At 37.8% G+C, this 24,473-nt stretch carries 19 protein-coding genes and 1 pseudogene; 6 read left to right on the forward strand and 14 right to left on the reverse strand.

Annotated elements, in window-relative coordinates; translation table 11 throughout:
• Positions 1-50 precede the first annotated feature (50 nt).
• Entirely contained in the window at positions 51-3,029 is a 2,979-nt protein-coding gene (locus ACFSUL_RS12740; RefSeq protein WP_377935963.1) for a transglycosylase domain-containing protein, read from the forward strand.
• Positions 3,030-3,308: 279 nt separating this feature from the next.
• On the opposite strand, the gene acsA is transcribed toward ACFSUL_RS12740, so the two are convergent.
• Positions 3,309-5,027 carry an acetate--CoA ligase gene (gene acsA / locus ACFSUL_RS12745; RefSeq protein ID WP_377935965.1) on the reverse strand — a complete coding sequence of 573 codons (1,719 nt, stop codon included), beginning with the start codon at positions 5,025-5,027 and terminating at the stop codon, positions 3,309-3,311.
• Between the two features lie 299 nt (positions 5,028-5,326).
• Here acsA and ACFSUL_RS12750 point away from each other — a divergent pair, with 299 nt between their 5' ends.
• From ACFSUL_RS12750 to ACFSUL_RS12760, 3 genes are all read left to right on the forward strand, one after another.
• Positions 5,327-5,959, forward strand: a complete 633-nt coding sequence (locus ACFSUL_RS12750) for a GNAT family N-acetyltransferase (protein WP_377935967.1) — start codon at positions 5,327-5,329, stop codon at positions 5,957-5,959.
• 231 nt (positions 5,960-6,190) lie between these two features.
• Entirely contained in the window at positions 6,191-6,838 is a 648-nt protein-coding gene (locus ACFSUL_RS12755; protein ID WP_377935970.1) for an acetoin utilization AcuB family protein, read from the forward strand.
• Positions 6,835-8,010, forward strand: coding sequence for an acetoin utilization protein AcuC (locus tag ACFSUL_RS12760; protein WP_377935972.1), 1,176 nt, complete (start codon positions 6,835-6,837; stop codon positions 8,008-8,010). The genes ACFSUL_RS12755 and ACFSUL_RS12760 overlap by 4 nt, the downstream gene beginning before the upstream one ends.
• Before the next feature lie 111 nt (positions 8,011-8,121).
• On the opposite strand, the gene motS is transcribed toward ACFSUL_RS12760, so the two are convergent.
• The 5 genes from motS to ACFSUL_RS12785 all read right to left on the reverse strand — a co-directional run bounded on the left by motS (position 8,122) and on the right by ACFSUL_RS12785 (position 12,753).
• Positions 8,122-8,868: a flagellar motor protein MotS gene (gene motS, locus ACFSUL_RS12765; protein ID WP_377935974.1), complete on the reverse strand. Its 747-nt coding sequence runs from the start codon at positions 8,866-8,868 to the stop codon at positions 8,122-8,124.
• Positions 8,858-9,679 (reverse strand): flagellar motor protein MotP, encoded by an 822-nt coding sequence (gene motP / locus ACFSUL_RS12770; protein WP_377935976.1) that lies wholly within the window; start codon positions 9,677-9,679, stop codon positions 8,858-8,860. The genes motS and motP overlap by 11 nt, the downstream gene beginning before the upstream one ends.
• A gap of 146 nt (positions 9,680-9,825) precedes the next feature.
• Positions 9,826-10,824 carry a catabolite control protein A gene (gene ccpA, locus ACFSUL_RS12775; RefSeq protein WP_377935978.1) on the reverse strand — a complete coding sequence of 333 codons (999 nt, stop codon included), beginning with the start codon at positions 10,822-10,824 and terminating at the stop codon, positions 9,826-9,828.
• Between the two features lie 484 nt (positions 10,825-11,308).
• The gene (locus ACFSUL_RS12780) at positions 11,309-11,539 is read right to left on the reverse strand and encodes a hypothetical protein (RefSeq protein ID WP_377935980.1); all 231 of its coding nucleotides are present in this window, start codon (positions 11,537-11,539) and stop codon (positions 11,309-11,311) included.
• 137 nt (positions 11,540-11,676) lie between these two features.
• Complete coding sequence (locus ACFSUL_RS12785) at positions 11,677-12,753, reverse strand: bifunctional 3-deoxy-7-phosphoheptulonate synthase/chorismate mutase (protein WP_071411026.1); 1,077 nt, start codon at positions 12,751-12,753, stop codon at positions 11,677-11,679.
• Positions 12,754-12,952: 199 nt separating this feature from the next.
• On the opposite strand from ACFSUL_RS12785, the gene pilM reads away from it, so the two are divergent.
• Positions 12,953-15,118: a pilus assembly protein PilM gene (gene pilM / locus ACFSUL_RS12790; protein ID WP_377935982.1), complete on the forward strand. Its 2,166-nt coding sequence runs from the start codon at positions 12,953-12,955 to the stop codon at positions 15,116-15,118.
• A 47-nt stretch (positions 15,119-15,165) separates the two neighbouring features.
• On the opposite strand, the gene ytxJ is transcribed toward pilM, so the two are convergent.
• The 3 genes from ytxJ to ACFSUL_RS12805 all read right to left on the reverse strand — a co-directional run bounded on the left by ytxJ (position 15,166) and on the right by ACFSUL_RS12805 (position 16,682).
• On the reverse strand, positions 15,166-15,480 hold the full coding sequence (gene ytxJ, locus ACFSUL_RS12795) for a bacillithiol system redox-active protein YtxJ (RefSeq protein ID WP_377935984.1): 315 nt from the start codon (positions 15,478-15,480) through the stop codon (positions 15,166-15,168).
• A 235-nt stretch (positions 15,481-15,715) separates the two neighbouring features.
• Positions 15,716-16,174: a YtxH domain-containing protein gene (locus ACFSUL_RS12800; RefSeq protein ID WP_377935986.1), complete on the reverse strand. Its 459-nt coding sequence runs from the start codon at positions 16,172-16,174 to the stop codon at positions 15,716-15,718.
• A 13-nt stretch (positions 16,175-16,187) separates the two neighbouring features.
• Positions 16,188-16,682, reverse strand: coding sequence for a DUF948 domain-containing protein (locus ACFSUL_RS12805; protein WP_377935988.1), 495 nt, complete (start codon positions 16,680-16,682; stop codon positions 16,188-16,190).
• A 182-nt stretch (positions 16,683-16,864) separates the two neighbouring features.
• On the opposite strand from ACFSUL_RS12805, the gene ACFSUL_RS12810 reads away from it, so the two are divergent.
• Positions 16,865-17,980, forward strand: coding sequence for an aminopeptidase (locus tag ACFSUL_RS12810; protein WP_377935990.1), 1,116 nt, complete (start codon positions 16,865-16,867; stop codon positions 17,978-17,980).
• Here the strand turns inward: ACFSUL_RS12810 and ACFSUL_RS12815 are convergent.
• From ACFSUL_RS12815 to ytpR, 5 genes and pseudogenes are all read right to left on the reverse strand, one after another.
• The gene (locus tag ACFSUL_RS12815; protein WP_377935992.1) at positions 17,972-18,172 is read right to left on the reverse strand and encodes a hypothetical protein; all 201 of its coding nucleotides are present in this window, start codon (positions 18,170-18,172) and stop codon (positions 17,972-17,974) included. The genes ACFSUL_RS12810 and ACFSUL_RS12815 overlap by 9 nt on opposite strands.
• Positions 18,173-18,177: 5 nt before the next feature.
• The gene (gene murC, locus ACFSUL_RS12820) at positions 18,178-19,494 is read right to left on the reverse strand and encodes a UDP-N-acetylmuramate--L-alanine ligase (protein ID WP_377935994.1); all 1,317 of its coding nucleotides are present in this window, start codon (positions 19,492-19,494) and stop codon (positions 18,178-18,180) included.
• Positions 19,495-19,745: 251 nt separating this feature from the next.
• Positions 19,746-20,405 (reverse strand): hypothetical protein, encoded by a 660-nt coding sequence (locus ACFSUL_RS12825; protein ID WP_377935996.1) that lies wholly within the window; start codon positions 20,403-20,405, stop codon positions 19,746-19,748.
• Positions 20,406-20,549: 144 nt separating this feature from the next.
• Positions 20,550-21,953: pseudogene (locus tag ACFSUL_RS21380) on the reverse strand (DNA translocase FtsK); the annotation flags it as partial.
• Positions 21,954-23,860: 1,907 nt separating this feature from the next.
• A complete protein-coding gene (ytpR, locus tag ACFSUL_RS12835) occupies positions 23,861-24,472 on the reverse strand; it encodes a YtpR family tRNA-binding protein (RefSeq protein WP_377935998.1) in 612 nt (203 codons plus the stop codon).
• Between the last annotated feature and the right edge of the window lies 1 nt (position 24,473).

Raw genomic sequence — 24,473 nt, forward strand, 5'->3', positions numbered from 1 at the left:
AGGTGCTAAGTGAAGTATGCTATAATAAGAATGTTCTAGGGGGTATGATTATGAAAGAAAAATGGAATAGTTTACTTGAAAGACTCAGACCGATAATAGCATTCTTCACTAATAATAGACTGCACAAACGAGCAAGAATCACATATGGTGTTATGTGGAACTTATTTTTAATAATAATGGTTATTTCAGTAGTAGGTACAGCATTTGCAGGGGGTGTCGGGGCAGGGTACTTTGCCTCTCTTGTTAAAGATGAACCGATTAGAACCTATGACGAAATGAAAAAGGATATTTACAGTTATGAGGAAACCTCTCAGCTTTATTTTGCCAACGATGTCTATTTAGGCAAAATGAGGACAGACCTCGAAAGAGTTGAAGTTCAGCTTAAAGATGTCTCTGAACATCTTCGAAATGCAGTTATTGCTACAGAAGACGAGTACTTCAAAGAGCATAACGGAATTGTCCCTAAAGCAATCCTTAGAGCTATCATGCAGGAATTCACTAATTCAGCAACCCAAACCGGAGGAAGTACACTTACACAGCAATTAATTAAGAACCAAATTCTAACAAATGAAGTTTCATTCGAAAGAAAAGCAAAGGAAATTCTTTTAGCAATGAGACTAGAGCAATTTTTTGAGAAAGATGAAATTCTTGAGGCATATTTAAATATGGCTGACCTTGGTAGAGATGCAACTGGCCAAAATATCGCAGGTGTACAAGCAGCAGCGCTCGGGATTTTTGGGGTTGATGCGAAAGACCTATCACTACCACAAAGTGCTTTTATTGCAGGTTTACCACAAGCACCGTTTGCTTATACACCTTTTAGCAATAATGGCAAAGTGAAAAAGAACCTAGAGCCCGGTCTTGAACGAATGAAGATTGTGCTTTATCGGATGAAAAGAGAAGGCTATATTACAGAAAAACAATACAAAAAAGCAGTCTCTTATGATATTACGAAAGATTTTATTTCACCAAAGTCCTCACCAAGGGAACAATATCCTTGGTTAACTGCTGAGCTTGAAAGAAGAGCTACAGAAGTTATTTCAGAAGTTCTGGCTAAAAAAGATGGTTATACAAAAGAGGATTTAAAAGAGAATGATGAATTAAAAGAAAAATATTACACGTTAGCTGACCGTGATGTCCGCAAAGGCGGTTATCATATTCACTCTACTATTAATAAAGAAATCTATGATAATATGCAGAAAACAAAAGATGAATATGAAATGTACGGCCCAACTCTAACGGACACAGTCGAAGATCCAGAAACCGGGGAAATGAAAGAAGTTAAGCGACCTGTTCAAGTTGGAGCAATAATGATGGAAAACAAAACAGGGAAAATCATCAGTTTTGTTGGTGGTCGTGATTTTGATACAGAACAGATAAATCATGCTACACAATCACTTAGACAAAATGGATCAACGATGAAACCCTTGCTCGCATACGCACCTGCACTAGAATATGGGACAATATCCCCTGGTTCACCTATACCAGATGTTGCGATGAGTATACGAGCTGGAGATGGAAGCATGTGGTCTCCGCAAAACTATTCCTATAATTACAATGGACTGTTCCCTGCAAGATTAGCTCTTGCAGAGTCGCTAAATATCCCTGCTGCAAGGACCTATGCAGGTATTGTCAATCAAGATCCTTTTAATGATTTTCTTATGAAAATGGGCTTTTCTAGTATAGATCAATCTGAGAGAAACAACCTATCACTATCTCTGGGCGCAACAACTACTGGTGTAACAGTGGAGGAAAATGTAAATGCCTATACTACATTCGCAAATGGTGGAAAATTCGTTGATGCTTATATGATTGATAAAATTGTTGATGATGAAGGAAAAGTTATCTATCAACACAAGACAGAACCAGTAGAGGTTTTCAGTCCTCAAACTGCTTATCTAACTCTTGATATGATGAGAGATACACTAGATCATTATGCTGGAACTGGTAGGTACGCCAAAAAGTACCTAAACTTCAGTTCAGATTGGGCTGGAAAATCTGGAACAACACAAGACTATCATGATCACTGGTTTATCGCTTCTAACCCTAGTATTACATTCGGTACTTGGTTTGGATATGACAAACCCGAGTCCATGTACAGAGCGACAGGCACCTACGGACACTATGGTTTAAGAAATATTCGTCTTTGGGCAAACTTTTTAAACAATGCTCGCGATTTAGCTCCAGCATTAATAGATCCGGAAGAACAATTTAAAATGCCTGGTGGAATCGTCAGAAGGTCATACTGTTCTATTTCTGGTATGCTTCCATCAGAAGCTTGTAGCCAGGCCGGTCTTGTAAAAAGTGACTTGTTTAATGCTAAATTTGTCCCAACGAAAACAGATGATAGCTTGCTAACAAGTCGTTACGTCATGGTTAATGGGAATAAATATTTAGCTTTACCTAATACACCGGCGGAATTCTCTCAACCTGGAGTAATCTTAAATCCTGACTTTGTCAGCCGAATATTAAATGGAATTTCCGCTGATCCGCGTCAGCTAATTCCTCAAGGCGATGCAAGATTTAAAAATATTTTAGTAGCCGAAAATAAAATAGCAGATGACGGAGCTGCTCCTGGTACCGTAAGCTTGAAAGCCTCTGGAAGCAAGATAACTTGGACTCCTTCTGCTAGTGGAGACGTAATCGGATACCGAATATTTAGTACATCAGGTACAAAAGTCGGCAGTGTAAAATCAGATGGTAGTAATACCCTGTCTGTTGGAAATGGCGAGTACTATGTCATCGCTGTTGATGTAGCAGGTAAACAATCTGCTCCATCCAATACTGTTCGAATAGGAGCAGCACAAGAAACACAGACTCCTCCAAAAGAAGAACCAGATAAACCTAAAGATCCGGAAGTTACACCACCAACTGATGGTAGCAACAATAGTGGAGGAAATAGTGGTGAGGATGATGGTTCCGCTGGGGGAAATAGCGGTGATAATGCCGATGGTGGCGGATCAGGCACTGGTGGAGAAACTCCACCAACACCTGAACAACCTACTCCTCCGACAGAAAACGAAGGTTAATCAGCTATTTTTAGCCAAGTAAAAGTTTTTTAAACTTTTTACTTGGCTTTTTTATCTAGAATCACATGTTGGTATTTGATCTCAAGAGAGGATTATACTGTTCCATATTCTCTTATTTCTAGACCAACTCTTCTCCTTCTCGGGCTGGTCATGCTACTGCAAATTAATTATCTCATTTTTGAGAGACAGGAACTAAAACTAAATGTAACAACTCGAACAAAAAGGGGATTGACCTATAAGTACTCGGTTCTTATAGATCAATCCCCTTTTTCTATTAAATTAATCTTCCATAGTAGATAAATCCCCTGTAGGAAGGTCTAATTCCCAAGCTTTTAAGACACGTCTCATAATCTTTCCACTTCTTGTTTTTGGCAATTTTTCTTTGAATTCAATTTCTCGTGGCGCTGCATGTGCTGCCAATCCTTTTTTAACAAATTGGCGAATTTCTTCTTTAAGTTCATCTGATATTTCATAGCCTTCCCGCAAAGCAATAAAAGCCTTAATGATTTCTCCACGAACAGGATCTGGTTTTCCAATTACCCCTGCTTCTGCAACAGCTGGATGTTCGACAAGCTTGCTCTCTACCTCAAATGGTCCTACTCGTTCTCCCGAAGTCATGATTACATCATCAATTCGTCCTTGGAACCAGAAATAACCGTCTTCATCCATATATGCTGAATCACCTGAGACATACCAATCTCCTGGCATAAAATAAGACTCATATTTTTGTTCATTGTTCCAAATAGTATGCATCATAGATGGCCAACCTTTTTTTATCGCTAAGTTCCCCATACGATAAGGAGGAACCTCTTGACCCTGATCATCCACAATTGCTGCTTTTACACCTGGGATTGGTTTCCCCATTGATCCTGGTTTAATTTCAATACAAGGATAATTACAGATAAGCTGCGCACCAGTTTCTGTCATCCACCATGTATCATGAATTCTCAAGTTGAATACTTTCATTCCCCAACGGACAACTTCCGGATTCAAAGGTTCTCCGACACTAAGTAGATGCCTTAATGAGCTAAGATCAAAATTCTTTACTACCTCATCTCCAGCACCCATCAGCATTCTGAAAGCAGTTGGTGCACTATACCAAACCGTTACGCCAAAGTCTTCAATCGTCTGATACCAGTTTTCCGGTTTGAAGCGTCCGCCCACAATAACATTGGAAGCCCCAGTCAACCATGGACCAAAGATTCCGTAAGATGTACCTGTTACCCAACCAGGATCTGCTGTACACCAATATACATCGTCTTCTTTTAAATCCAATACCCATTTAGATGTTTGGTACTGTTGGAGCATTGCATTATGGACATGCAACACACCTTTTGGTCTTCCTGTAGAGCCGGAAGTATAGTGTAAAATTAATCCATCATTTCTATCTACCCATTCGATATCAAGTTTATCACTTGCTTCTTCAAATTTTGATAGAAAGTCAACATGGACATCGTCTTCTTTAACATCTTCACCAATTAGGAATACGTGCTTCAAATTAGGAAGTTCATTAACTGGAACACGGTTAAGTAATTCAGGCGTAGTAATCAATACCTTTGCTTCACTATCCTCCAAACGATCACGGACAGCACCTTCCATGAATGCTTCAAAAAGCGGACCAACAATTGCTCCCAGTTTTACTGCACCTAATACAGAATAATACAACTCCGGAGATCTTGGCATAAAGATAAATACTCTATCGCCTTTTTCAACATCCCCATACTGTTTTAATACATTCCCTGCTTTATTCGATAATTTTTTCATTTCCCTAAATGTATACTTTTCGTTACGTTCTGGATCACGGTAATATAAAGCAACCTTGTTTTTACGGTAAGATTCTGCATGGCGATCGATTGCTTCGTATGCCATATTTACACGCCCTGACTCGTACCATGAAAACTGTTTTTCGACTTCTTTCCAATCAAAATTATCATAAGTATTTTCGTAGTTTGTTAGATTGAAATCCCCTTTTGTAACTGGTAACGCTTCCACTTTCATCGACCGAATCCCCCTTATGTAAGAAGTTACAACTATATTATAGTATAAAATAAATATATTCTCAATTTTTTAAAAAATCAAGCAGGAATATTAACTACCCTAAACTCCCCCTCCGAATAAGGGGCTGACAACTCCACACAGAAAGTTATTCAAAAGTTAGGATTTACTCTCCAAATAAAAACAAATAGGAAAATATCTTAATACGATAACCATTAACGTCTGAAAATTTTGTGAAAACGCTTTTACTATGCTAATTTTATGTATAATAGACTTAGGATTCTTATCAAGGCGGTGACCGAATGGACTTTACAAAAACATATAATGCATCAGAAATAAAAACAGCAAAGGGAAATATTATCATTGAGGGACCAATACTAGCAGAAGATCTTGCTAGATTGGAATTTCACGAGGATTTAGTCGCCTTTCGTCCTCCAAGGCAGCAACATAAAGCGTTGGTTGAGATTGCAAGACTGCCAGAGGGTCGGATTATTGTAGCAAGGGAAAACGATACAATTGTAGGATATGTTACCTATTTATACCCTGACCCACTTGAGAGGTGGTCAAAAGGGAAAATGGAAAATTTAATTGAACTTGGTGCCATCGAAGTTATACCAAAATTTAGAGGGGCTTCTGTTGGCAAAAACCTTTTAAAGGTTTCCATGATGGATGATCATATGGAAGACTACATTATTATTACAACAGAATATTACTGGCATTGGGACCTGAAAGGAACAGGTTTGAATGTATGGGAATATAGAAAAGTCATGGAAAAGATGATGAACGCTGGCGGATTGGAATGGTTTGCAACAGATGATCCTGAAATAAGTTCCCATCCTGCTAACTGCTTGATGGTGCGCATCGGAAAACGAGTCGACAACGACTCCATACAACAATTTGACAGCCTCCGATTCATGAACCGCTTTATGTATTAATAGAAAGGCGGAAGTGGCTCGTTTAGCTCGTGAAGAAAATAGGAAATTTCCCCTAAAGGCGGCTTTTGGCCTTTTGGGGGAATTTATCTTTTTCACAGCGAGCTAGCCACTGGAGCTGGACAATGAAAAGCGGAAGCCACTCGAGCTAAACATAACAGCTCCGTAGCTATTCACATACTAATATTTTATAAATTCCTAACGAACACGGGAAAACAAAGGGGAATGGAAAACATGATTGTAGAAGAAATAATGAATACAAATGTTGAAACATTAAAACCCGAAGATACAATTGAATCGGCAATAAAGCTATTGAGAGATAAGAAAATTCGTCATATACCTATCGTTAATAATCAATCAGAGCTTATTGGTATTGTTAGTGACAGGGATGTTAAAGATGGAACTCCATCGATTTTTCAAAAAGAGAAAGCAGATCAAGAACTACAAAATCAGTTAAAGCTAATTATGAAGACAGATGTCATTACTGGACACCCTCTAGACTTTGTCGAAGAAGTTGCAGCGTTATTTTATGAGCATAATATAAGTTGTCTTCCCATTATTAAAGAAAAGAAATTGATTGGCATAATTACGGAAACAGACCTTTTGCATACACTTATTCAATTGACTGGTGCACATCAGCCTGGGTCACAAATTGAAGTGAAGGTACCAAACAGAGCAGGCATTCTTTATGAAGTCGCCGGCATTATTCGTGAACATAACGCAAATATTCATAGTGTACTTGTTTATCCAGATAAACATGATGATTCTTATAAGATATTAGTGTTTAGGGTTAAGACAATGAATCCCTTGGGTGTAGTCGAACATTTAAAAAAAGAAGGATACACTGTATTATGGCCTAATATGCCAGGAGTTTCATCATGAAAAAGAACAGCATTTTTGTTTATTCTGATGAATTATTGCGTTATCGATTTTCTGATCAACACCCATTTAATCAGTTTCGTTTGACCTTAACAATTGACTTATTAAACGAATTAAACGCTATCCATAAAGATGAAATTGTTCCAGCTAGAATGGCTACAGAAGAAGAACTATCGCTCAACCACGATACAACCTACATAAATGCAGTTAAACAGGCAAGCGTTGGGCAGCTTCAAGAGGAACGAGCAGAAAGCTTTGGTATTGGAACGGAAGATACCCCTATTTTCCCAAACATGCATGATGCTAGTGCCTATCTTGTTGGGGGGACATTAACTGCTGTTGATTATGTTATGACTGGAAAAGCAAATCATGCCGTCCATTTAGGAGGGGGACTACATCATGGCTTTCGCGGAAAGGCATCTGGTTTTTGTATTTATAATGACAGTTCTGTCGCAATCCGCTATCTTCAAGAAAAATATAACGCAAGGGTTTTGTACATTGATACAGATGCACATCACGGAGATGGTGTACAATGGTCTTTTTATGACGACCCAAATGTTTGTACTCTTTCCATTCATGAAACTGGAAGATATCTATTTCCCGGAACGGGTAATGTGAACGAACGTGGCCATGGAAAAGGGTATGGTTATTCCTTTAATATACCGTTAGATGCATTTACTGAAGATGAATCATGGTTAGAAGCTTATGAAAATTCTTTTAGAGAGGTAGCAGAATTTTTCAAACCTGATGTCATTCTTACGCAAAATGGGGCAGATGCACACTACTACGACCCACTGACACATCTATCCTCCTCCATTGAGATATATAAAGCTATTCCTAAGCTTGCACATGAATTGGCACATAAATACTGTGACGGCAAATGGGTTGCTGTAGGAGGTGGGGGATATGACATTTGGAGAGTCGTTCCGAGAGCTTGGGCACTTATATGGCTTGAGATGTCAGAAAGAATGGAATTTACTAAATCTTTCCCTTCTAATTGGACCAATCGTTGGCAAGAAAAAGCCGGTGTCCAACTTCCTTCAAGTTGGTTTGACTCTAAACAAATGTACCCCCCAATTCCAAGGAAAAACGAAATAACGGAAAAGAATAAGATGACTGTTGATAAGGCTCTCTATTCGATACGACAACAACTTAAACAAAAACCTCCTAGTTAAAAATCAATTGGTTTCTTTAGGAAACGAAAGTTTAGCGAAGGAGTTTTGAAAACTAATATTAGTAAAATGGACGATCGAATTTCGATCGTCCATTTTAACCGTTTGACTTATTTATTCTTTTTCGTAAGCAGGGTCAGAAATAATGATTTCTACTCGCCTATTTTTTTGCAAGTTTTCTGCTGAATTATTCGGTGCAATTGGCCGCGTATCACCATAGCCAACAGCGATAAAACGTTTTGAATCTAAGTTATGATTATTCGTAAGATAGCGAATTACACTACTCGCCCTTGAAGAAGACAGCTCCCAGTTGGAAGGATATCGACTTGTAGCAATTGGTCTGTTATCCGTGTGTCCTTCTACCTTTACAAGATTGGGAATTTCCGTAAGCATATCCCCTACCTGATCTAAAAATGGATACGCACTACCGATAATCGAAGCTTGTCCAGAATGAAACAGCACTTGCTCCTGTAATACAAGGACGACACCTCGTTCGGTTCTAGTAGCTACTATTACATTCCCAAGCTTATTTTCTTTAAGATATGTTTGGATTTCATTTAATAATTCATCAAGGGATTTACTATCCATTCTATCAGTTGTTTGCGAATTTCCTGCATCGTTATTTTCTATAGAATTAGGTTCTCCTGAAGGGTTTTCCATTGGTATAACAGACGGATAAAACTCAAGAATTTCCCGTGATTCAAAAGATTTTGCGACCGTTTTAAATTTCTCTAAATCGATTTGAGACATCGAAAATAATAAGATAAAGAAAACCAGAACCAGTGTTACAAGATCGGAAAAAGTAACCATCCATTTTGGAGCACCTGAAGATTTTTCTGGCTGCCTTGGTTTACGCCTCATCAATGGCTGCCTCCTCTAGGTCCGCTCCTTTTTTTTCTGGTTTACTCAATTCTTCTTTAGATAAGAAAACTCGCAGTTTTTCTTCCAATATTTTAGGATTCTGACCCGATTGAACACCAATTACACCTTCGATAATCACCTGCTTCACAAAAACCTCTTTTTCCGTTTTCAGTGCTAATTTCGAAGCCATTGGAATAAATACGAGGTTAGCTAAAAGAGAACCATATAAAGTAGTTAGTAGTGCAATTGCCATATTTGGACCTAATGACGTAGGATCATTTAAATTTTTTAACATAAGGACAAGACCAATTAAAGTTCCAATCATTCCCCATGAAGGTGCATATTCTCCTGCTTTTTCGAGTAGACTTTTATTCTTCCTGTGTCTTTCCTCTAAAGCAATAATTTCCGCATTCATTATATCCACGATTACATCTGGTTCGATACCATCGACTGCAAGTAGCATCCCCTTTTTAATAAAAGGGTCATCTACCTTTTCTAAATCAACTTCTAATGCTAACAACCCTTCCCTTCTAGCACGCTCTGACAGACTAACGAATGTTTCAACTAAGGACTTTAAATCATACGTTTCTTCTTTAAACGTCTGTCTCATCACTTTACCTAGTAGTTTTAATTCCTTTATGGAAAAGCTTATGAGCATCGCAGCCATTAATCCTCCAATAACAACTAGAACAGAAGAAACGTCCAAAAATGAAGTAAATCCTGCGAACCCGGAATTTGTAATGATTGCAAATGCAACAAACAATAATCCTACAACGACACCAAAAGGCGTTAGAAAATCAAGCTTTTTCATATTCCTCTCCCCGAAAATTCATATTTCAATTTTTCTGCTTTCTAATTCAAACTTGCTTCACTTTCCCTATAGAATTTTTGTTAAAGCCTCCGTCAAGAGCTTGTCTATTACGAATGCTTTCTCTTACCTTAGTATCGACAAATTTCTTATTTTGTTGAGCCGCGATGTTCAATACGGTGAGGGAGAACCACCGTTTGTTCGTCAACATTTTCTTTATTCATCAATTTTGTTAACAGTCTCATGGCAACAGCCCCGATATCATACAAAGGTTGGACAATCGTTGTTAATTGTGGACGGACCATTAACGCTAACCTTGTATTGTCAAAGCTAATAACTTCTACATCATCTGGTATTGCCCAATCTGAGTCTTGTGCACCATGGACAACTCCTAGAGCCATCTCATCGCTTCCGACAAATATTGCTGTAGGTTTGGAATCAAGCTCTTCTAATCTTGCCCAAGCCTCTAGACCTGAATCATATGTATAATCACCTTCAATAATATAGTCCTCATTGATGGTAATACCTGATTCCTCTAGTGCTTCCTTGTATCCTTCTAGCTTATACTTTATATTAATAGTGTCATGGAAAGGACCACTAACAAATGCAATTTTTTTATGTCCTTTATCAGCCAACTCTTTTACCGCATCAAATGCAGCCTCTTTATAATCAATATTAACCGATGGAACTTTATTTGATTCCTCTATAGCTCCGGCCAATACAATTGGAACGGGCGACCTTTCAAATTCCTGCACATGCTCTTCATTTATTTGGCCACCCATAAATACTATTCCATCTACTTGCTTCCCAAGCATTGTATTAAGTAAATGCAGTTCTTTTTCAGAGTTCTGATCTGAATTACTTAAAATAATATTATATTTGTACATTGTTGCAATATCCTCAATTCCTCTTGCAAGCTCAGCGAAAAAGATATTGGATATATCAGGAATAATAACACCGACAGTTGTCGTTTTTTTACTTGCTAAACCTCGTGCCACTGCATTAGGACGATAACCTAAACGGTCAATTACTTCTACTACTTTCTTTCTTGTTGCTGGTTTTACATTTGGATTACCATTTACAACTCGAGAAACCGTTGCCATAGACACATTTGCTTCTCTCGCTACATCATATATTGTAACATTCATTTTCGACACTCCTTTTAGACATACCTATACAAGCTATTATTATTGTACACTAAACATTAAAAAAGAATAAAGAGCTACCACTTAACTGTATGAAAAGCAAAGAATATTTCTTTATTATAGGCTCTTTTCTCATAGAATGTTGTCTTTGCTTATGAATTCTGTCCGTTGATTTTCGCTACAGACACTTGCTTTCCGCGGGGAGAAATGGGAGCCTCTTAGAAAAGCGGAAGCGGCTTGGTCAGCTCGTGAAGAAAATAGGAAAATTCCCTAAAGGCGTCCTTTGCCTTTTGGGGATTTTATCTTTTTCACAGCGGGCTAGCCGCTGGAGCTAGACAACCGGCTTCGCCTATAGGGTCTCCCACTTCCCTCTCTTCCTGCAGGAGTCAAGTGCCCGCAGCGAGAATCATCTCAGTGGGTTAAACTTAGTTTTCCGTTAAAGAACAACAAACTTTACGAAAACAGCCTTATTATAAAACAAACAGTGTTAAACTTTACTACTATTAACGACTGATTTACTGATTGGTTTTCCAAAAAAGCTTGTCTCCCCTGACCAAGCCGCTTCCGCTTTTCTTTTTGTCCAGCTACAGCGGCTAGGGGCTCGAGGTCTTTTTCGATAAAACAGATGAGGGCAAAGAGCGCCCTCTTCTGTTTTCCCGAAAATGCTTGTCTCCCCTGACCAAGCCGCTTCCGCTTTTCTTTTTATGAACATAATCATACGCTAGTCTACATATTCCTGCAATTACTTCCATTAAAGGTGGAGAAACTTTCACAATTCATTCAATTTAAAAAAGGCTGACCCATAAGTGCTTAAGCACATTGTTTGGGTCAGCCTCTTTTTCTATTCGTTTAAAATTACACATGGACTGGTAAACTATTTAATAGTTCTTTGTAGAAATGATCAAATTGATCAATATCCATTTGTTGAGCTGAATCAGAAAGTGCCACGGCTGGATCTGGATGAACTTCTGCCATTACGCCATCTGCTCCGATTGCTAAGGCTGCTTTTGCTGCAGGTAGCAGAATATCTCTACGCCCTGTTGAGTGCGTTACATCCACGAAGACCGGTAAATGGGTTTCTTGTTTAAGAATTGGCACCGCTGAAATATCTAATGTGTTTCTAGTTGCTTTTTCATATGTTCTAATTCCACGTTCGCAAAGAATAATATTTTCATTACCTTGAGAGATAATATATTCTGCAGCATTCATAAATTCTTCTAATGTAGCAGAAAGACCACGTTTTAATAAAACTGGTTTTTTAACAGCACCGGCAGCTTTTAGTAATTCAAAATTTTGCATATTGCGAGCACCAATTTGAATCACATCAAGATAATCTAATGCTGGCTCAATATCTGCAGGATTTACAATTTCACTTACGACAGCTAAATCATATTCATCTGCAACCTTTTTAAGGATTTTCAACCCTTCCAATCCAAGTCCTTGGAAGTCATAAGGTGATGTTCTAGGTTTGAACGCTCCACCTCTTAATAATTTTAATCCTTTTCCTTTAACGGCTTTTGCTACTTCTGCCACTTGTTCGTATGACTCAACAGCACATGGACCGAAGATAAAGTGTGGCTTGCCATCTCCAATTGTATCACCGTTAATATTAACTATTGTATCCTCTTGCTTTTTCTTTCTTGAAACTAGAAGTGCTTTACGATGATCATCCTCTTGCAATTCCAAACCTGCTTTGAAGATTTCTTTGAAAATATGCTCAACCGTAGAGTTCTCAAATGGGCCCTCATTGTTCTCTTTGATAAGATTAAGCATTCCTCTTTCGCGGACCGGATCATAACGGTAACTACCTTGCTTTTCCTTTACACGCCCGATTTCTTGAACTAATTTTGCTCGTTCGCTAATTAATTCTAATAATTTCAAGTTCATTTCATCGACAGAATTTCTTAATTGATCAAGCTCTTGATTACTCACAATTCAGCACCCTTTCTATTTTCACTTCTATTCATACCTAAAAAAACTATAATTGTACATGTAAAGTATGATACATTTTTTATAGATATTGAGATTAATTATAATAGAATATAACTAAAATGTCACGATAAAATTCTTTATTAATTAAACGCTTTTAAGCGCTAAAGTATTATATGTCATTATTTAAAAGTAGGTGTCCATGTTGGAAAATAATCAAAAGCTATTCGCCTTAGATATCGGCACAAGGTCTGTCGTAGGTATAATGTTGGAAGAAAGTGATGGAAATTTTAAAATTATAGATATAATTTCCGAAGAACATAAAGAAAGGGCAATGTTAGATGGACAAATCCATGATGTACCGGCAGTTTCCAACGTTATTCTAGACATTAAAGAAAAGCTAGAAGAAAAGCATGGTCCATTAAAAAAGGTATGCGTCGCAGCTGCTGGTCGAGCATTAAAAACGCAAATGGCCCATAGTCAAATGGATATCAAAGGAAAACCACTTTTAACAAAGGAGGATGTCCTTCATTTAGAGTTGGATGCTGTTCAAAAGGCCCAGTCTCTTGCAGCTGAACAACAGAATGAATCGAAGAGCTACCACTACTACTGTGTTGGTTATTCTGTTTTACATTATCATTTAGATGAGGAAGAGATTGGCAGTCTAATAGATCAACAGGGGGATGAAGCCGCTGTTGATATTATTGCTACCTTTCTACCACGCGTTGTTGTAGAGTCTTTAATTGCTGCTTTAAACAGAGCTAATCTTGAGATGGAGGCGTTAACGCTTGAACCAATTGCTGCTATCAATGTTCTAATTCCTCCTTCAATGAGAAGATTGAATGTTGCATTAGTCGACATTGGAGCAGGCACTTCAGATATAGCACTGACAAATACAGGTACGGTAACAGCCTATGGAATGGTACCAACTGCAGGAGATGAAATTACAGAATCGTTAAGTGAGCAATTTTTATTAGACTTTCCTATAGCAGAAAAAGTAAAAAGAGAACTTCAAACATCTGAATTGATTACAATAACAGATATTTTAGGGTTTGAAACAGAAATACCGAAAGAAGAAGTGGTGGAAAAAATTACGCCCTCCATTAAACACTTAGCATCTGAAATAGCAGATGAACTACAGCGTTTAAATAATAAGCAGTCTCCCCAAGCAGTTATGCTAGTAGGCGGAGGAAGTTTGACGCCTCAATTGCCAAAATGGCTCTCTACCTTTTTGAACCTACCTGATAATCGTGTCGCAGTTCGAGGAGTCGATGCTATCCAAAATTTATCGATAGCAGATAACATCGATAAAGGTCCGGAACTTGTCACGCCTATTGGCATTGCCATCGCAGCTAGACAGGTGCCTGTTCAGTATGTCACTGCCTATATTAATGAGCAACCTGTTAGAGTATTTGAAGTGAAAAATCTAACAGTGGGTGATTGCCTCCTGGGTGCGGGAATAAAAATTAGTAAACTATACGGAAAGCCTGGAAATGCTTATATTATATCGGTAAATGGTCAATCTATTACACTACCTGGCGGATATGGAAAGGCCCCGGTAGTGAAAAAAAATAATCATCCTTGCTCGTTAGAAGATAAAGTTTCAGACGGAGACAGCATAACCATCATTAACGGAGAGGATGGACTTGAGCCAAATATAAAGATTGCTGATTTAATTGAACCAACACCTCCCAAGACCATCTATATCAATGGGAAACCAGTCAAACACTCTCTAACAATTAATAAAAATGGCAAAAAGGCATCGGCTAATGAAAAGGTTCAAGATAAAGATACTATTCAAATCACTTACAATGACCAACTTTCCTATGTATTAGAGTCTCATGGTTTTTCTAATTGGTTGGAGCAATGGAAACCCTACCGCATCACACTTGACGGAAAAGATACATTTATACCATTATTTTCTGGGAAAGTTCTGGTAAACGGAAAGGAAGTAAAGCCATCTTATAAAGTGGAGTCTAATGACACTATTACCCTCCAAAAACCAACAATTCCAACGCTTGGCATGCTTGCAGAAAAAAAGCAGCAGCCCTTCTATAGAAAGATTGACGTTTCCTTTAACGGAGAGAAGGTTTCACTATACAAAGAATGTATCCAAGTTTATCGGAATGGTGAATTGATACAAAAAGAAGATCTTGTAAAATCAGGCGATCGATTGAAAATTGCAGCAAAAAACCTACAACAGTTTATTTTTCAAGATTTATTTCAGCATGTAGATATTGAAATGCCCGCAAACGCAACAGGGAAATTCCTTCTTTTACGAAATGGAGAAGAAATATCGTTTCATCACCCTATATATCATGGAGATGAACTAGAAATAAGGTGGCCTTTAAATACTCATAAAAAATAGAACAAGGATGCCGATGAAAGTAGCTACTCTCATCGGCATCCTTGTTCTTATAATTCATTTAACGCTTTTTCTGTAATACTCCAATGAGAAGCAGTCCACCCGGGCTTGCCGTCAATAAATAAAAAAGCTTGCGGTGATTCATGCTTAATACCAAACTTCTCCGCGATATGATTAGATAATTCTCTCGACTCCTGAACTGCTAAGTAATACCCCACTTCTTCATGGCTGTTAAGAAATTTTTGATACTCTTCAAATGCATTCCCACTGATTGGACAAGTCAAACTATGTTTCATAAAGAAAAACCTCGATTTCTCTTTAGACAACTCTTCAAATTGTTGAACACTTTCAATTTTTTGTAGCATGTTTCTCTCTCCTTTCTTCATTGAAACCAGTGAAAATTCATTTATGACCTCTCACTAGTCCTCTTAGCCTACCTCCAACCTATTATTACCCTTTTTGCGCAAAACAAAAACACACACCCAAAAACTCGGGTCGCTGGGAAAAGGCAAAACAAAACCTCAAGGGGCTAAACCGCTCAAATTAGACACAAAAAAGCCGGGAAGTAATCATATCACCTCCCAGCTTATTCTCCAAAAATTATTTACTATATGTTTTCTCTGTTTCATCAAAGGCTTTTATCGTTTCTTCAAGCTTTTGATTCATATCTTGTTCGTTTTGAGAAAGGGAAGTGTCTTCTACAGCTGTTTCCTCTAGTTTCTGACCATCCTCTTGACCGTTACTGCGGTATGTTTTCAATTTACCAACGATACCATTCGATTGATCTTGAACCGTTTTAGAAATAGATGCCGATTTTTCTTTTGCCACAGTTGCCAGCTCGGTTCCTTTCTCTACTGCCGTATCCTTCCATTGGCTAGTTTTATCTTTTATCGCACCTGCTTGTTCATTTAAGTTGTTACGTAGCTCTTTTCCTGATTTAGGAGCTAGGAGTAATGCCGTAGTCGCACCAATAATACCACCAATTAATGTACCAATAACAAAGTCTTTCGTATTAATGTTACTTTCATTTGATTTGTTCTGTTCGTTTTGTTGACTCATCAACTCATCCTCCCTAATTATCATAAGCTCTTTTGTTTTTCATCGCTACTCGACTTTTTCGCGACGTAGTTGGTGCAGGCTCCGAAACGATGTCTTCTTCTTTCTTCTGTTTCCATTTGTCTTTTAATTCTATAAATGCATTTCCCCACTGAACTATTTGAGATATTTTTCCTTGATTTTTTTCAAATTCAGTAGAGATAGAACTGCTAACTTTTTTAACAGAAGTATTTAATGTTTGAATGGATTGCCCAACATCTTTTACTGCATATACAACCGTATTAAGATTTTCCGACTTTTTCTGAATATCCTCAGCTAAAAGATTTGTCTTATGTAATAACTCGGTAGATTCTTTTGTGATACCTTGAAGCTGCCCTTCAAGACCATTAAGCGTAGTTGAAACACTATCTAGCGTTGTTTGAAGAGACTTCATTGTTTTTATTACACTGATTACTAATATGAAAAAAGCAATAGCGATGACAGCAACGCTTAAGTAAAGAATAAGTTCCATTTTAGTTCACCTCCGTGATGTAATACTTTTCCCACTAGTATATAATAATAAACCTAATTATACATTTTCTCCTTTTCTTCTCAAAATCCTGCAATATGTTTGTTTAATTTCCATGCAGTTTTTTTCCAATTTTTAATATTTACGTTACAATAATACTATTACTGTATAGGAGGCACAAGACAATGAAAGATCCACGCATAGAAACATTAGCCAAAAACCTTATTACATATTCTGTCCAACTGCAACCTGGTGAAAAAGTATTAATTGAAAACTTCGGTATACAGCGTGAACTTGTTACCGCTTTGGTGAAAGAAGCTTATGCAGCAGGTGGATACCCTTTTGTTTCACTTAAAGACCACACTATTGATCGAGCACTCCTTATGGGGGCACAAGAAGAACAATTTGGAATGATGGCAGACTTCGAATCAAATGTCATGAAAAATATGGACGCCTATATTGGACTACGTGCAGGAAATAATATAAGCGAACAATCCGATGTACCGGATAAAAAGATGAAGATACACGGAAATACGATTGGGAAAAAGGTACATAGAGATATACGTGTTCCAAAAACGAAATGGGTTGTTCTTCGTTACCCGACAAACTCAATGGCTCAATTAGCAAAAATGAGCACAGAAGCATTTGAAGAGTTCTACTTCAATGTTTGCAATCTTGATTACAGCCTTATGGATAAAGCGATGGATAGTTTAGTTGATTTAATGAACAACACAGACAAGGTAAGACTTGTTGGAGAAGGAACAGATTTAAGTTTCTCTATAAAAGATATACCAGCAGTAAAATGTGCCGGTAGACTAAATATTCCCGACGGTGAGGTCTATTCTGCTCCAGTAAAGGATTCTGTTAATGGTATTATCACCTACAATACACCATCACCCTATCACGGTTTCACTTTTGAAAATGTTAAATTAACCTTTAAAGATGGGAAAATTATTGAAGCAGAAGCGAATGATACAGAACGTATAAATAAAATATTCGATACAGATGACGGAGCAAGATATGTAGGCGAATTTGCAATTGGAGTAAACCCACATATCCAACATCCAATGCAAGATATTTTATTTGATGAAAAAATTGACGGCAGCTTCCACTTCACACCAGGAGAATGCTACGAAGATGCCTACAACGGCAACCATTCTAATATCCACTGGGATATGGTAATGATCCAAAGACCTGAATACGGCGGCGGAGAAATCTACTTTGACGATGTACTAATCCGTAAGGACGGCCGCTTCGTCCTTCCTGAATTAGAGGGACTAAATCCAGAAAACTTAAAGTGAAAAGAAAAGCGCAACCGGCTCGTTCAGCTCGCGAAGAAAATAGGGATTTTCCTCTAAAGGTGCTTTTGCCTTTAGAGGGAAATCGTCTTTTTCACAGCGAGCTAGCCGCTGGAGCTGGACAAAGAAAAGCGCAACCAGCTTGAACAGCTCGCTGAAATTAGACAAAAAGATGGCCTTAACGTAAAAGGCCATCTTTTTTAATCTTTCATAACTTTGTTATTTAATTTTTCTTCATATGCAGCTTGAAACTTTTGAACATCTCCCGCTCCCATAAAAATCAACACACTATTATCATGTTCAAGAAGTGGATCTGTCTGGTGTTCATCAATTATCTCTGCATTATCAATTTTATCTCTCAAATCATTTATAGACAATTTACCGTGATTTTCCCTAGCAGAACCGAATATTTCACACAAATAAACTTTATCTGCCAAACCTAAGCTTTCAGCAAACTCCGCTAAGAACGTTTGTGTTCTTGTAAAAGTATGCGGTTGAAACACTGCAATAATTTCTTTATCAGGATATTTCTGCCTTGCCGAATCAAGAGTAGCCTTAATTTCTGTCGGGTGATGTGCATAATCATCTATCAAAATTTGTGTCCCAGCTTCTTTTTCTGAGAAGCGCCTTTTAACCCCTTTGAAAGAGCTTAGCTGTTCCTGTACTACAGAAGTATCAATGTCTTCGTAGTGACAAATCGCAATAACGCCTAGCGCATTCAAAATATTGTGATCCCCAAATGTCGGAATCTTGAATGTCGCATCAAACTCATTGCGTACAAATACATCAAACGTCGTGCCAGTAGGATCCGTTGTAACATTACGTGCTTGAAAGTCATTCTCTTCAGCAAAACCATAAAATAAAACAGGCACTTTCGCTTGAATTTTTTGTAGCTGTTCATCATCTCCACATGCAATAATTCCCTTTTTCACCTGCATTGCCATTTCCTGAAATGCAGAAAAAACATCATCTACATTTGCAAAATAGTCAGGATGGTCAAAATCTATATTTGTCATAATCGCGTAATCAGGAAAATACGAAAGAAAATGACGTCTATACTCACAGGCTTCAAAGACAAAATACTCTGCATCCTTTTCACCTTTACCTGTTCCATCTCCAATTAAAAATGAAGTTGGTTTGGCACCTTTAATGACATGAGACAATAAACCTGTTGTGGATGTTTTTCCATGTGCACCTGTAACAGCAACACTTGTGAACTTCTGCATAAAATCCCCGAGAAACTTATGATATCTAGTTACCGGTATTCCTAAATTCATCGCCTCTTCAATTTCTTCGTGCGTGTCCGGAAAAGCATTCCCTGCAATTACATGCATATTTTCCTGAATATTTTCACGCCCAAAAGGCAGAATTTTTATATTGGAATCTTCTAATGATTTCTGGGTAAAAAAATATTTGTCTACATCGGATCCCTGGACTTCATAATCCATATCGTGGAGTATCTGGGCTAACGCACTCATACCAGACCCCTTAATTCCTACGAAATGATATATTGTCATAATAGAACCTCCAACAATCGTCTATCTAAAAGCATTATATGAAACGAACAATTTTTTGCTATCTGTCCTCACAATACACTAAAAGCTTAACGACCCTTTTCTTTATCTGCAAGTGTAACATCCGCTTGCAACTTGAAACATTATATCACTTTTTAAAATGCATGACTACGAACTTTCCTTAAGTGAGACTTTCATCCTTAAGAAAGTAAAGGTACAAAATTCTTACACTATTTCTGTAGCAATAGCTACTATTAGTCTGACAATATGTATCTTGGTGCCGTTTCTTTCAAGAATGTTCTCCACAATACACCATTACTTTGGTGCATGCTTTTATACTCTTTCTGCAATGACAACAGTTGTTCTTCATTTCCTAGCACAAAATAAGGACCTATTAGCCATTGCGTAAGCACTAATGGAATTTTTCTCATAAAGAAAATAGTATCTTCCCGCAGGTGGGGAATTTGAATATTGTTACCTTTAACATGCTCTACTTTCCCCTGAATTATATCAAGCACCTTGAAGGATGATGTATTATTATCAATTCCTTTTAATTTCACTGGCACCCAAGGGGCTGTCAAAAATAGAGCCCCTACTATTTTTAAGGACTCTGATAAATTATTATCCTCTGCACGTAAGTATTGAAAGAATAATGTATCTCCTTTAATGGTTTTATAATCAAACAGATACCATTCTCGAAACACTTGCTCTACTTTCTCAGAGTTAGCAAACTGCTTATTTACGTTAAATCGTTTCATGAAAAGCATTTTTGCACGCACTTTTTCTCTGATATTTGTTTCTCTTTCTACAAATTCCCGAGAACGATTGTACAATACTTCTACTTGTTCTTCTGCCACTCGCTGCTTCTGTTGTCTATACATAGACAGGTCCAAAAGACGATCATTATGTTTCATCCACTCACCTATTCAAAATTTACTTTTCAAGACGAGGATTTGCATCAGGCTTGCATTTCTGGTTTCTTTCGTTTTCAAAAATAATTAGCGGAAAAATACCCTCTTTTTTCCGCTTTCCTATATACATAAACAGAATACCATGTCTTACATAATTGTACTAGTTTCTTGAATAGCTCCTAAATCATCCTCTGAAATAAGTACATCTCTTGGTTTGGTACCTCTTTGTTCAGAAATGATTCCCTGTTCCTCCATAAGCCCCATCAATCTCGCTGCTCGATTATAGCCAATTCGAAAGCGTCTTTGAAGAGCAGAGGTAGAAGCTCCTCCTTGATCGACAACAAATTCACATACCTCATAAAAAAGTTCATCCTCTTCTTCCGTAATCTGAGCTTTTTTGATTAATTCATCCTGTTGGAATAAGTAATTAGGCTCCGCTTGATCTCGGACAAATTCAATAATATCATCGATTTCATCATCTGAAACAAAAGTCCCTTGTAAGCGCACTGGTTTGGAAGAACCGTTTTCTAAAAACAACATATCTCCTTTCCCCAGCAATCTCTCTGCACCACCGGAATCAATAATTGTTCTAGAATCCACTTGAGAAGAAACAGAAAAAGCAACTCTTGTTGGAACATTCGCCTTTATGAGACCAGTAATTACGTCAACGGATGGACGTTGAGTAGCAATAATTAAATGTATTCCGCAAGCGCGTGCCTTCTGTGCAATTCTGCAGATTGCTTCTTCTACATCTGCCGGAGACATCATCATTAAATCTGCAAGCTCATCGATAACAATTACTAAATATGGGAGAACATCACTATGCTGATTATTCCGCTTTGCAAGTTCATTAAATCGTTTAATATCTCTACAGCCTGTGTGAGCAAACAATTCATATCGCCTTTCCATCTCTTCTACTGCCCATTTTAGTGCCGCTGTCGCTGCCTTCACATCCGTAATAACTGGGCTAACTAGATGAGGAATTCTATTATAAGGTGCAAGTTCCACCATTTTCGGATCGATTAAAAGTAATTTGAGTTCATCAGGTGTAGCTTTATATAAAAGACTGACGAGAATAGAGTTGATACATACACTTTTCCCTGACCCTGTTGCACCTGCAATTAAGCCATGGGGCATTTTACTTAGATCAGTTGCAATTGGTGCCCCAGAAATATCAAGGCCTAAAGCAGCTGTAAGCGGTGACGTATGTTCTTGAAATGCCGGGCTTGAAATAACTTCACTGATGCAAACTGGACGGCTTTCCTTGTTAGGTACCTCTATGCCAATCGTATGCTTACCTGGTATTGGTGCCTCAATTCGTATATCCTTCGCAGCTAAACTCAATTTAATATCATCTGATAAATTCGTAATCTTATTAACTTTTACTCCCGGCTCTGGTTGGACTTCAAAACGAGTTACAGAAGGACCTTGTGTCACATTTACGACGCTTGCTCTTACATTAAAATTAAGAAGCGTTTCATTAAGTAATTGTTTTCGATTTTCAAGCCATTCATTGCTCATTTGTTTACTGACTGGCGGAGATAAAATTTCCATTGAAGGAAATGCATATCCTTCTTTCTTTTTAGCAGATTGAGCAAATTGATTATAGCTTTCAGTCGCTTTCTTCCCCTGTACCTCAGAAGACTCAACGGGCTCTTTCTGTTCGGAGAAAACTGTGTTCTCTTCCCGTAGGACAGACTTTTCTTCTATTTTCGTTTCCCTTTGCTGCCTTGTTTCCATTCTTGATTGTCTTGCATTGTTTTGCACTTTCCGCTTATCTTGTTTTAGCATTAAAACATTAAATGGGAGATGGGAGCGTGCCGGCTTTGAAACTTCTGGTGACTTCTCTACTGCCGGTTCTGAAATAGTAGCGTTCTGCCCTTCTTCCATTTTCGTTTTGTCATGACCTACTGACGCTTCTTCTATCTCTATTCGATCCGGTTCCGATTTTTCGTCCTTCGTTAAATCCGCTTCTATTTGGCCTAGGTTCACTTTTTCCTCTTCTACTGCATCCTCTTCCACTTGGATCAGGTCTACTTTTTCCTCTTCTACTGCATCCTCTTCCATTTGGATCAGGTCCACTTTTTCCTCTTCTGCTGCATCCTCTTCCATTTGGATCAGGTCCACTTTTTCCTCTTCTACTGCATCCTCTTCCATTTGGATCAGGTCCACTTTTTCCTCTTCTGCTGCATCCTCTTCCATTTGGATCAGGTCCACTTTTTCCTCTTCTACTGCATCCTCATTAATTAATTGATCCGTGTTGCCGTATCGCCCTTCCTTTATACTTATAATAGGATTTAGCTCTTTATGACTAGCAGAAGAGCTATAAGTAGGTGGTTGATCCCCCTCATTAGCTGGGCTAACTTCATCATCTTTTTGATTGATTGCGCTATAGCTACTATTCCGCGTATTCTCATTAAAATTAGTTTCCGCTGCATTCTCATGAAGATTATTATTTTCTTCTATTTGTTCTTTTTCTATAGTCATTATAGGTGGATCTGGCTCCTCTTTAACAGCTTCATAATCATATATGCTGTTAGATGTATTACTAGTGCCATTAACTTCTAAATGACTCTTATCGTACTCCTCATTCTGGGAAATTTGCTTTAATTCCAATTCAGTCTCTTCTTCTTTTCTTGGTCTATTTTGAAAACCATATATAGGAGAAGGAATTTCCGTAGGTTGGAACGGCCGCGTATGCCTCGATTCTTTTTTGGGTACTGGCTGTTTACTCTCTTTCCATCCTGTTTGTTTGCTTACAGGCTGTGAAGGTTGTTTTTGCGTTAGCTTCGTTTTTTCTTCCTCTTTCTCTCTTCTTCTTGGTCTTCTAATACGTTCATTAGATGCTGCATCATTATCAGAAATTAACGGAAAGCGAAAATTCTCTTTCGGATAGTGATAGGCCATCCTTGCTTCGACTTCTCTTTGTTTTATATCACTATCCCCACGCCTTTGGGTCTCTATCTTTCTATCTTCTACTACCTCTTCTTCGCTATGCTTTTCATTATCAATAACTTTTCCTAATATTTTTTTTATCCAACTCAAGTCAATCACTCTTTCTTTTATACTCTTTCTTTATTCTATCAGTTAGTAAGAAAAATTCGAGTAAATTCGATAGATTAGGAGAAATGTTAGGGAAATGTGGCGAAAAGTACATCGGATGGAAATAGATGTAATATTATTAATATCATGCAAAATTAGTTTAGTTACACTTGTATTTATGGCTTTAATACATCCTGCCTATTGTTTTATTTTAATTCCATCTAACAAACAAGAATTCAAAGGGGGTATTAGGACTAAACAAATAGAAAAGTGGAAGCGGGTCGGTCAACTCGTGAAGAAAATAGAGATTACCCTCTTTTTTCCTTTAGAAGGTAATTCTCTTTTTACAGCGAGCCACTGGATTCGAACCATAAAAAATACCTGCATTCCTTTTATAGAAGCAGGCATTTTTTCTCTTAGTTCATGTCAAAAGGTTGTCCTGCTTCGTATTTGTCATTTTCCAAAACAAGGATTCCTTTTTCTTGAGGTGCATTTGGCAAGTTTAGTTCTTTTGCGGAACAAATCATTCCTGAAGAGGCAACTCCACGTAGTTCTGCGTCCTTGATTAGCATTCCACTTGGCATAACAGCTCCAACTTTGGCGACAACTACATTTTGTCCACTATCAACATTCGGAGCACCGCAGACGATTTGCAATGTTTCTTTGCCAACATTTACTTTACAAATACTTAATTTATCAGCATTTGGATGTTTTTCCTTCTCTTCTACATATCCTACGACAAATTTCGGAGTGAAATCTGCTTCTAATACCTCATCAAACCCATTTTTCTTAATAGCTTCATTTATAGTCTTAAGCTTTTCATCATTCATTTCTACTTGCCCTTTTTCGGAGACATCCAAATAATTTGATGCTTGAAAAAGATTGTACCCAACTGTTTTTCCAGATGCTGCATCAAACAGACGTGCTGCATCCCCTTTTCTTTCAAAACTTACTTCTCCGTCAAACCCTAGTTGTGTAGAAATAATTAATGTATCACCAATACCTTCTTTATTATAAAAAACGTTCATT

The sequence above is a fragment of the Bacillus seohaeanensis genome, from assembly GCF_042684945.1.
GTDB classification, from domain to species: domain Bacteria; phylum Bacillota; class Bacilli; order Bacillales; family Bacillaceae_B; genus Rossellomorea; species Rossellomorea seohaeanensis.

What these genes read in the sequence shown, in the direction of transcription:
- ytpR (WP_377935998.1), bottom strand. Translation starts at nt 24,472, where the DNA reads ATGAACGTTTTTTATAATAAAGAAGGTATTGGTGATACATTAATTATT.
- ccpA (WP_377935978.1), bottom strand. Translation starts at nt 10,824, where the DNA reads ATGAATGTTACAATATATGATGTAGCGAGAGAAGCAAATGTGTCTATG.
- ACFSUL_RS12760 (WP_377935972.1), top strand. Translation starts at nt 6,835, where the DNA reads ATGAAAAAGAACAGCATTTTTGTTTATTCTGATGAATTATTGCGTTAT.
- ACFSUL_RS12750 (WP_377935967.1), top strand. Translation starts at nt 5,327, where the DNA reads ATGGACTTTACAAAAACATATAATGCATCAGAAATAAAAACAGCAAAG.
- ACFSUL_RS12800 (WP_377935986.1), bottom strand. Translation starts at nt 16,174, where the DNA reads ATGAGTCAACAAAACGAACAGAACAAATCAAATGAAAGTAACATTAAT.
- ytxJ (WP_377935984.1), bottom strand. Translation starts at nt 15,480, where the DNA reads ATGCTACAAAAAATTGAAAGTGTTCAACAATTTGAAGAGTTGTCTAAA.
- ACFSUL_RS12815 (WP_377935992.1), bottom strand. Translation starts at nt 18,172, where the DNA reads ATGGCCTTTTACGTTAAGGCCATCTTTTTGTCTAATTTCAGCGAGCTG.
- motP (WP_377935976.1), bottom strand. Translation starts at nt 9,679, where the DNA reads ATGAAAAAGCTTGATTTTCTAACGCCTTTTGGTGTCGTTGTAGGATTA.
- pilM (WP_377935982.1), top strand. Translation starts at nt 12,953, where the DNA reads ATGTTGGAAAATAATCAAAAGCTATTCGCCTTAGATATCGGCACAAGG.
- ACFSUL_RS12740 (WP_377935963.1), top strand. Translation starts at nt 51, where the DNA reads ATGAAAGAAAAATGGAATAGTTTACTTGAAAGACTCAGACCGATAATA.
- ACFSUL_RS12825 (WP_377935996.1), bottom strand. Translation starts at nt 20,405, where the DNA reads ATGAAACATAATGATCGTCTTTTGGACCTGTCTATGTATAGACAACAG.
- motS (WP_377935974.1), bottom strand. Translation starts at nt 8,868, where the DNA reads ATGAGGCGTAAACCAAGGCAGCCAGAAAAATCTTCAGGTGCTCCAAAA.
- ACFSUL_RS12780 (WP_377935980.1), bottom strand. Translation starts at nt 11,539, where the DNA reads ATGATTATGTTCATAAAAAGAAAAGCGGAAGCGGCTTGGTCAGGGGAG.
- ACFSUL_RS12810 (WP_377935990.1), top strand. Translation starts at nt 16,865, where the DNA reads ATGAAAGATCCACGCATAGAAACATTAGCCAAAAACCTTATTACATAT.
- acsA (WP_377935965.1), bottom strand. Translation starts at nt 5,027, where the DNA reads ATGAAAGTGGAAGCGTTACCAGTTACAAAAGGGGATTTCAATCTAACA.
- ACFSUL_RS12755 (WP_377935970.1), top strand. Translation starts at nt 6,191, where the DNA reads ATGATTGTAGAAGAAATAATGAATACAAATGTTGAAACATTAAAACCC.
- murC (WP_377935994.1), bottom strand. Translation starts at nt 19,494, where the DNA reads ATGACAATATATCATTTCGTAGGAATTAAGGGGTCTGGTATGAGTGCG.
- ACFSUL_RS12805 (WP_377935988.1), bottom strand. Translation starts at nt 16,682, where the DNA reads ATGGAACTTATTCTTTACTTAAGCGTTGCTGTCATCGCTATTGCTTTT.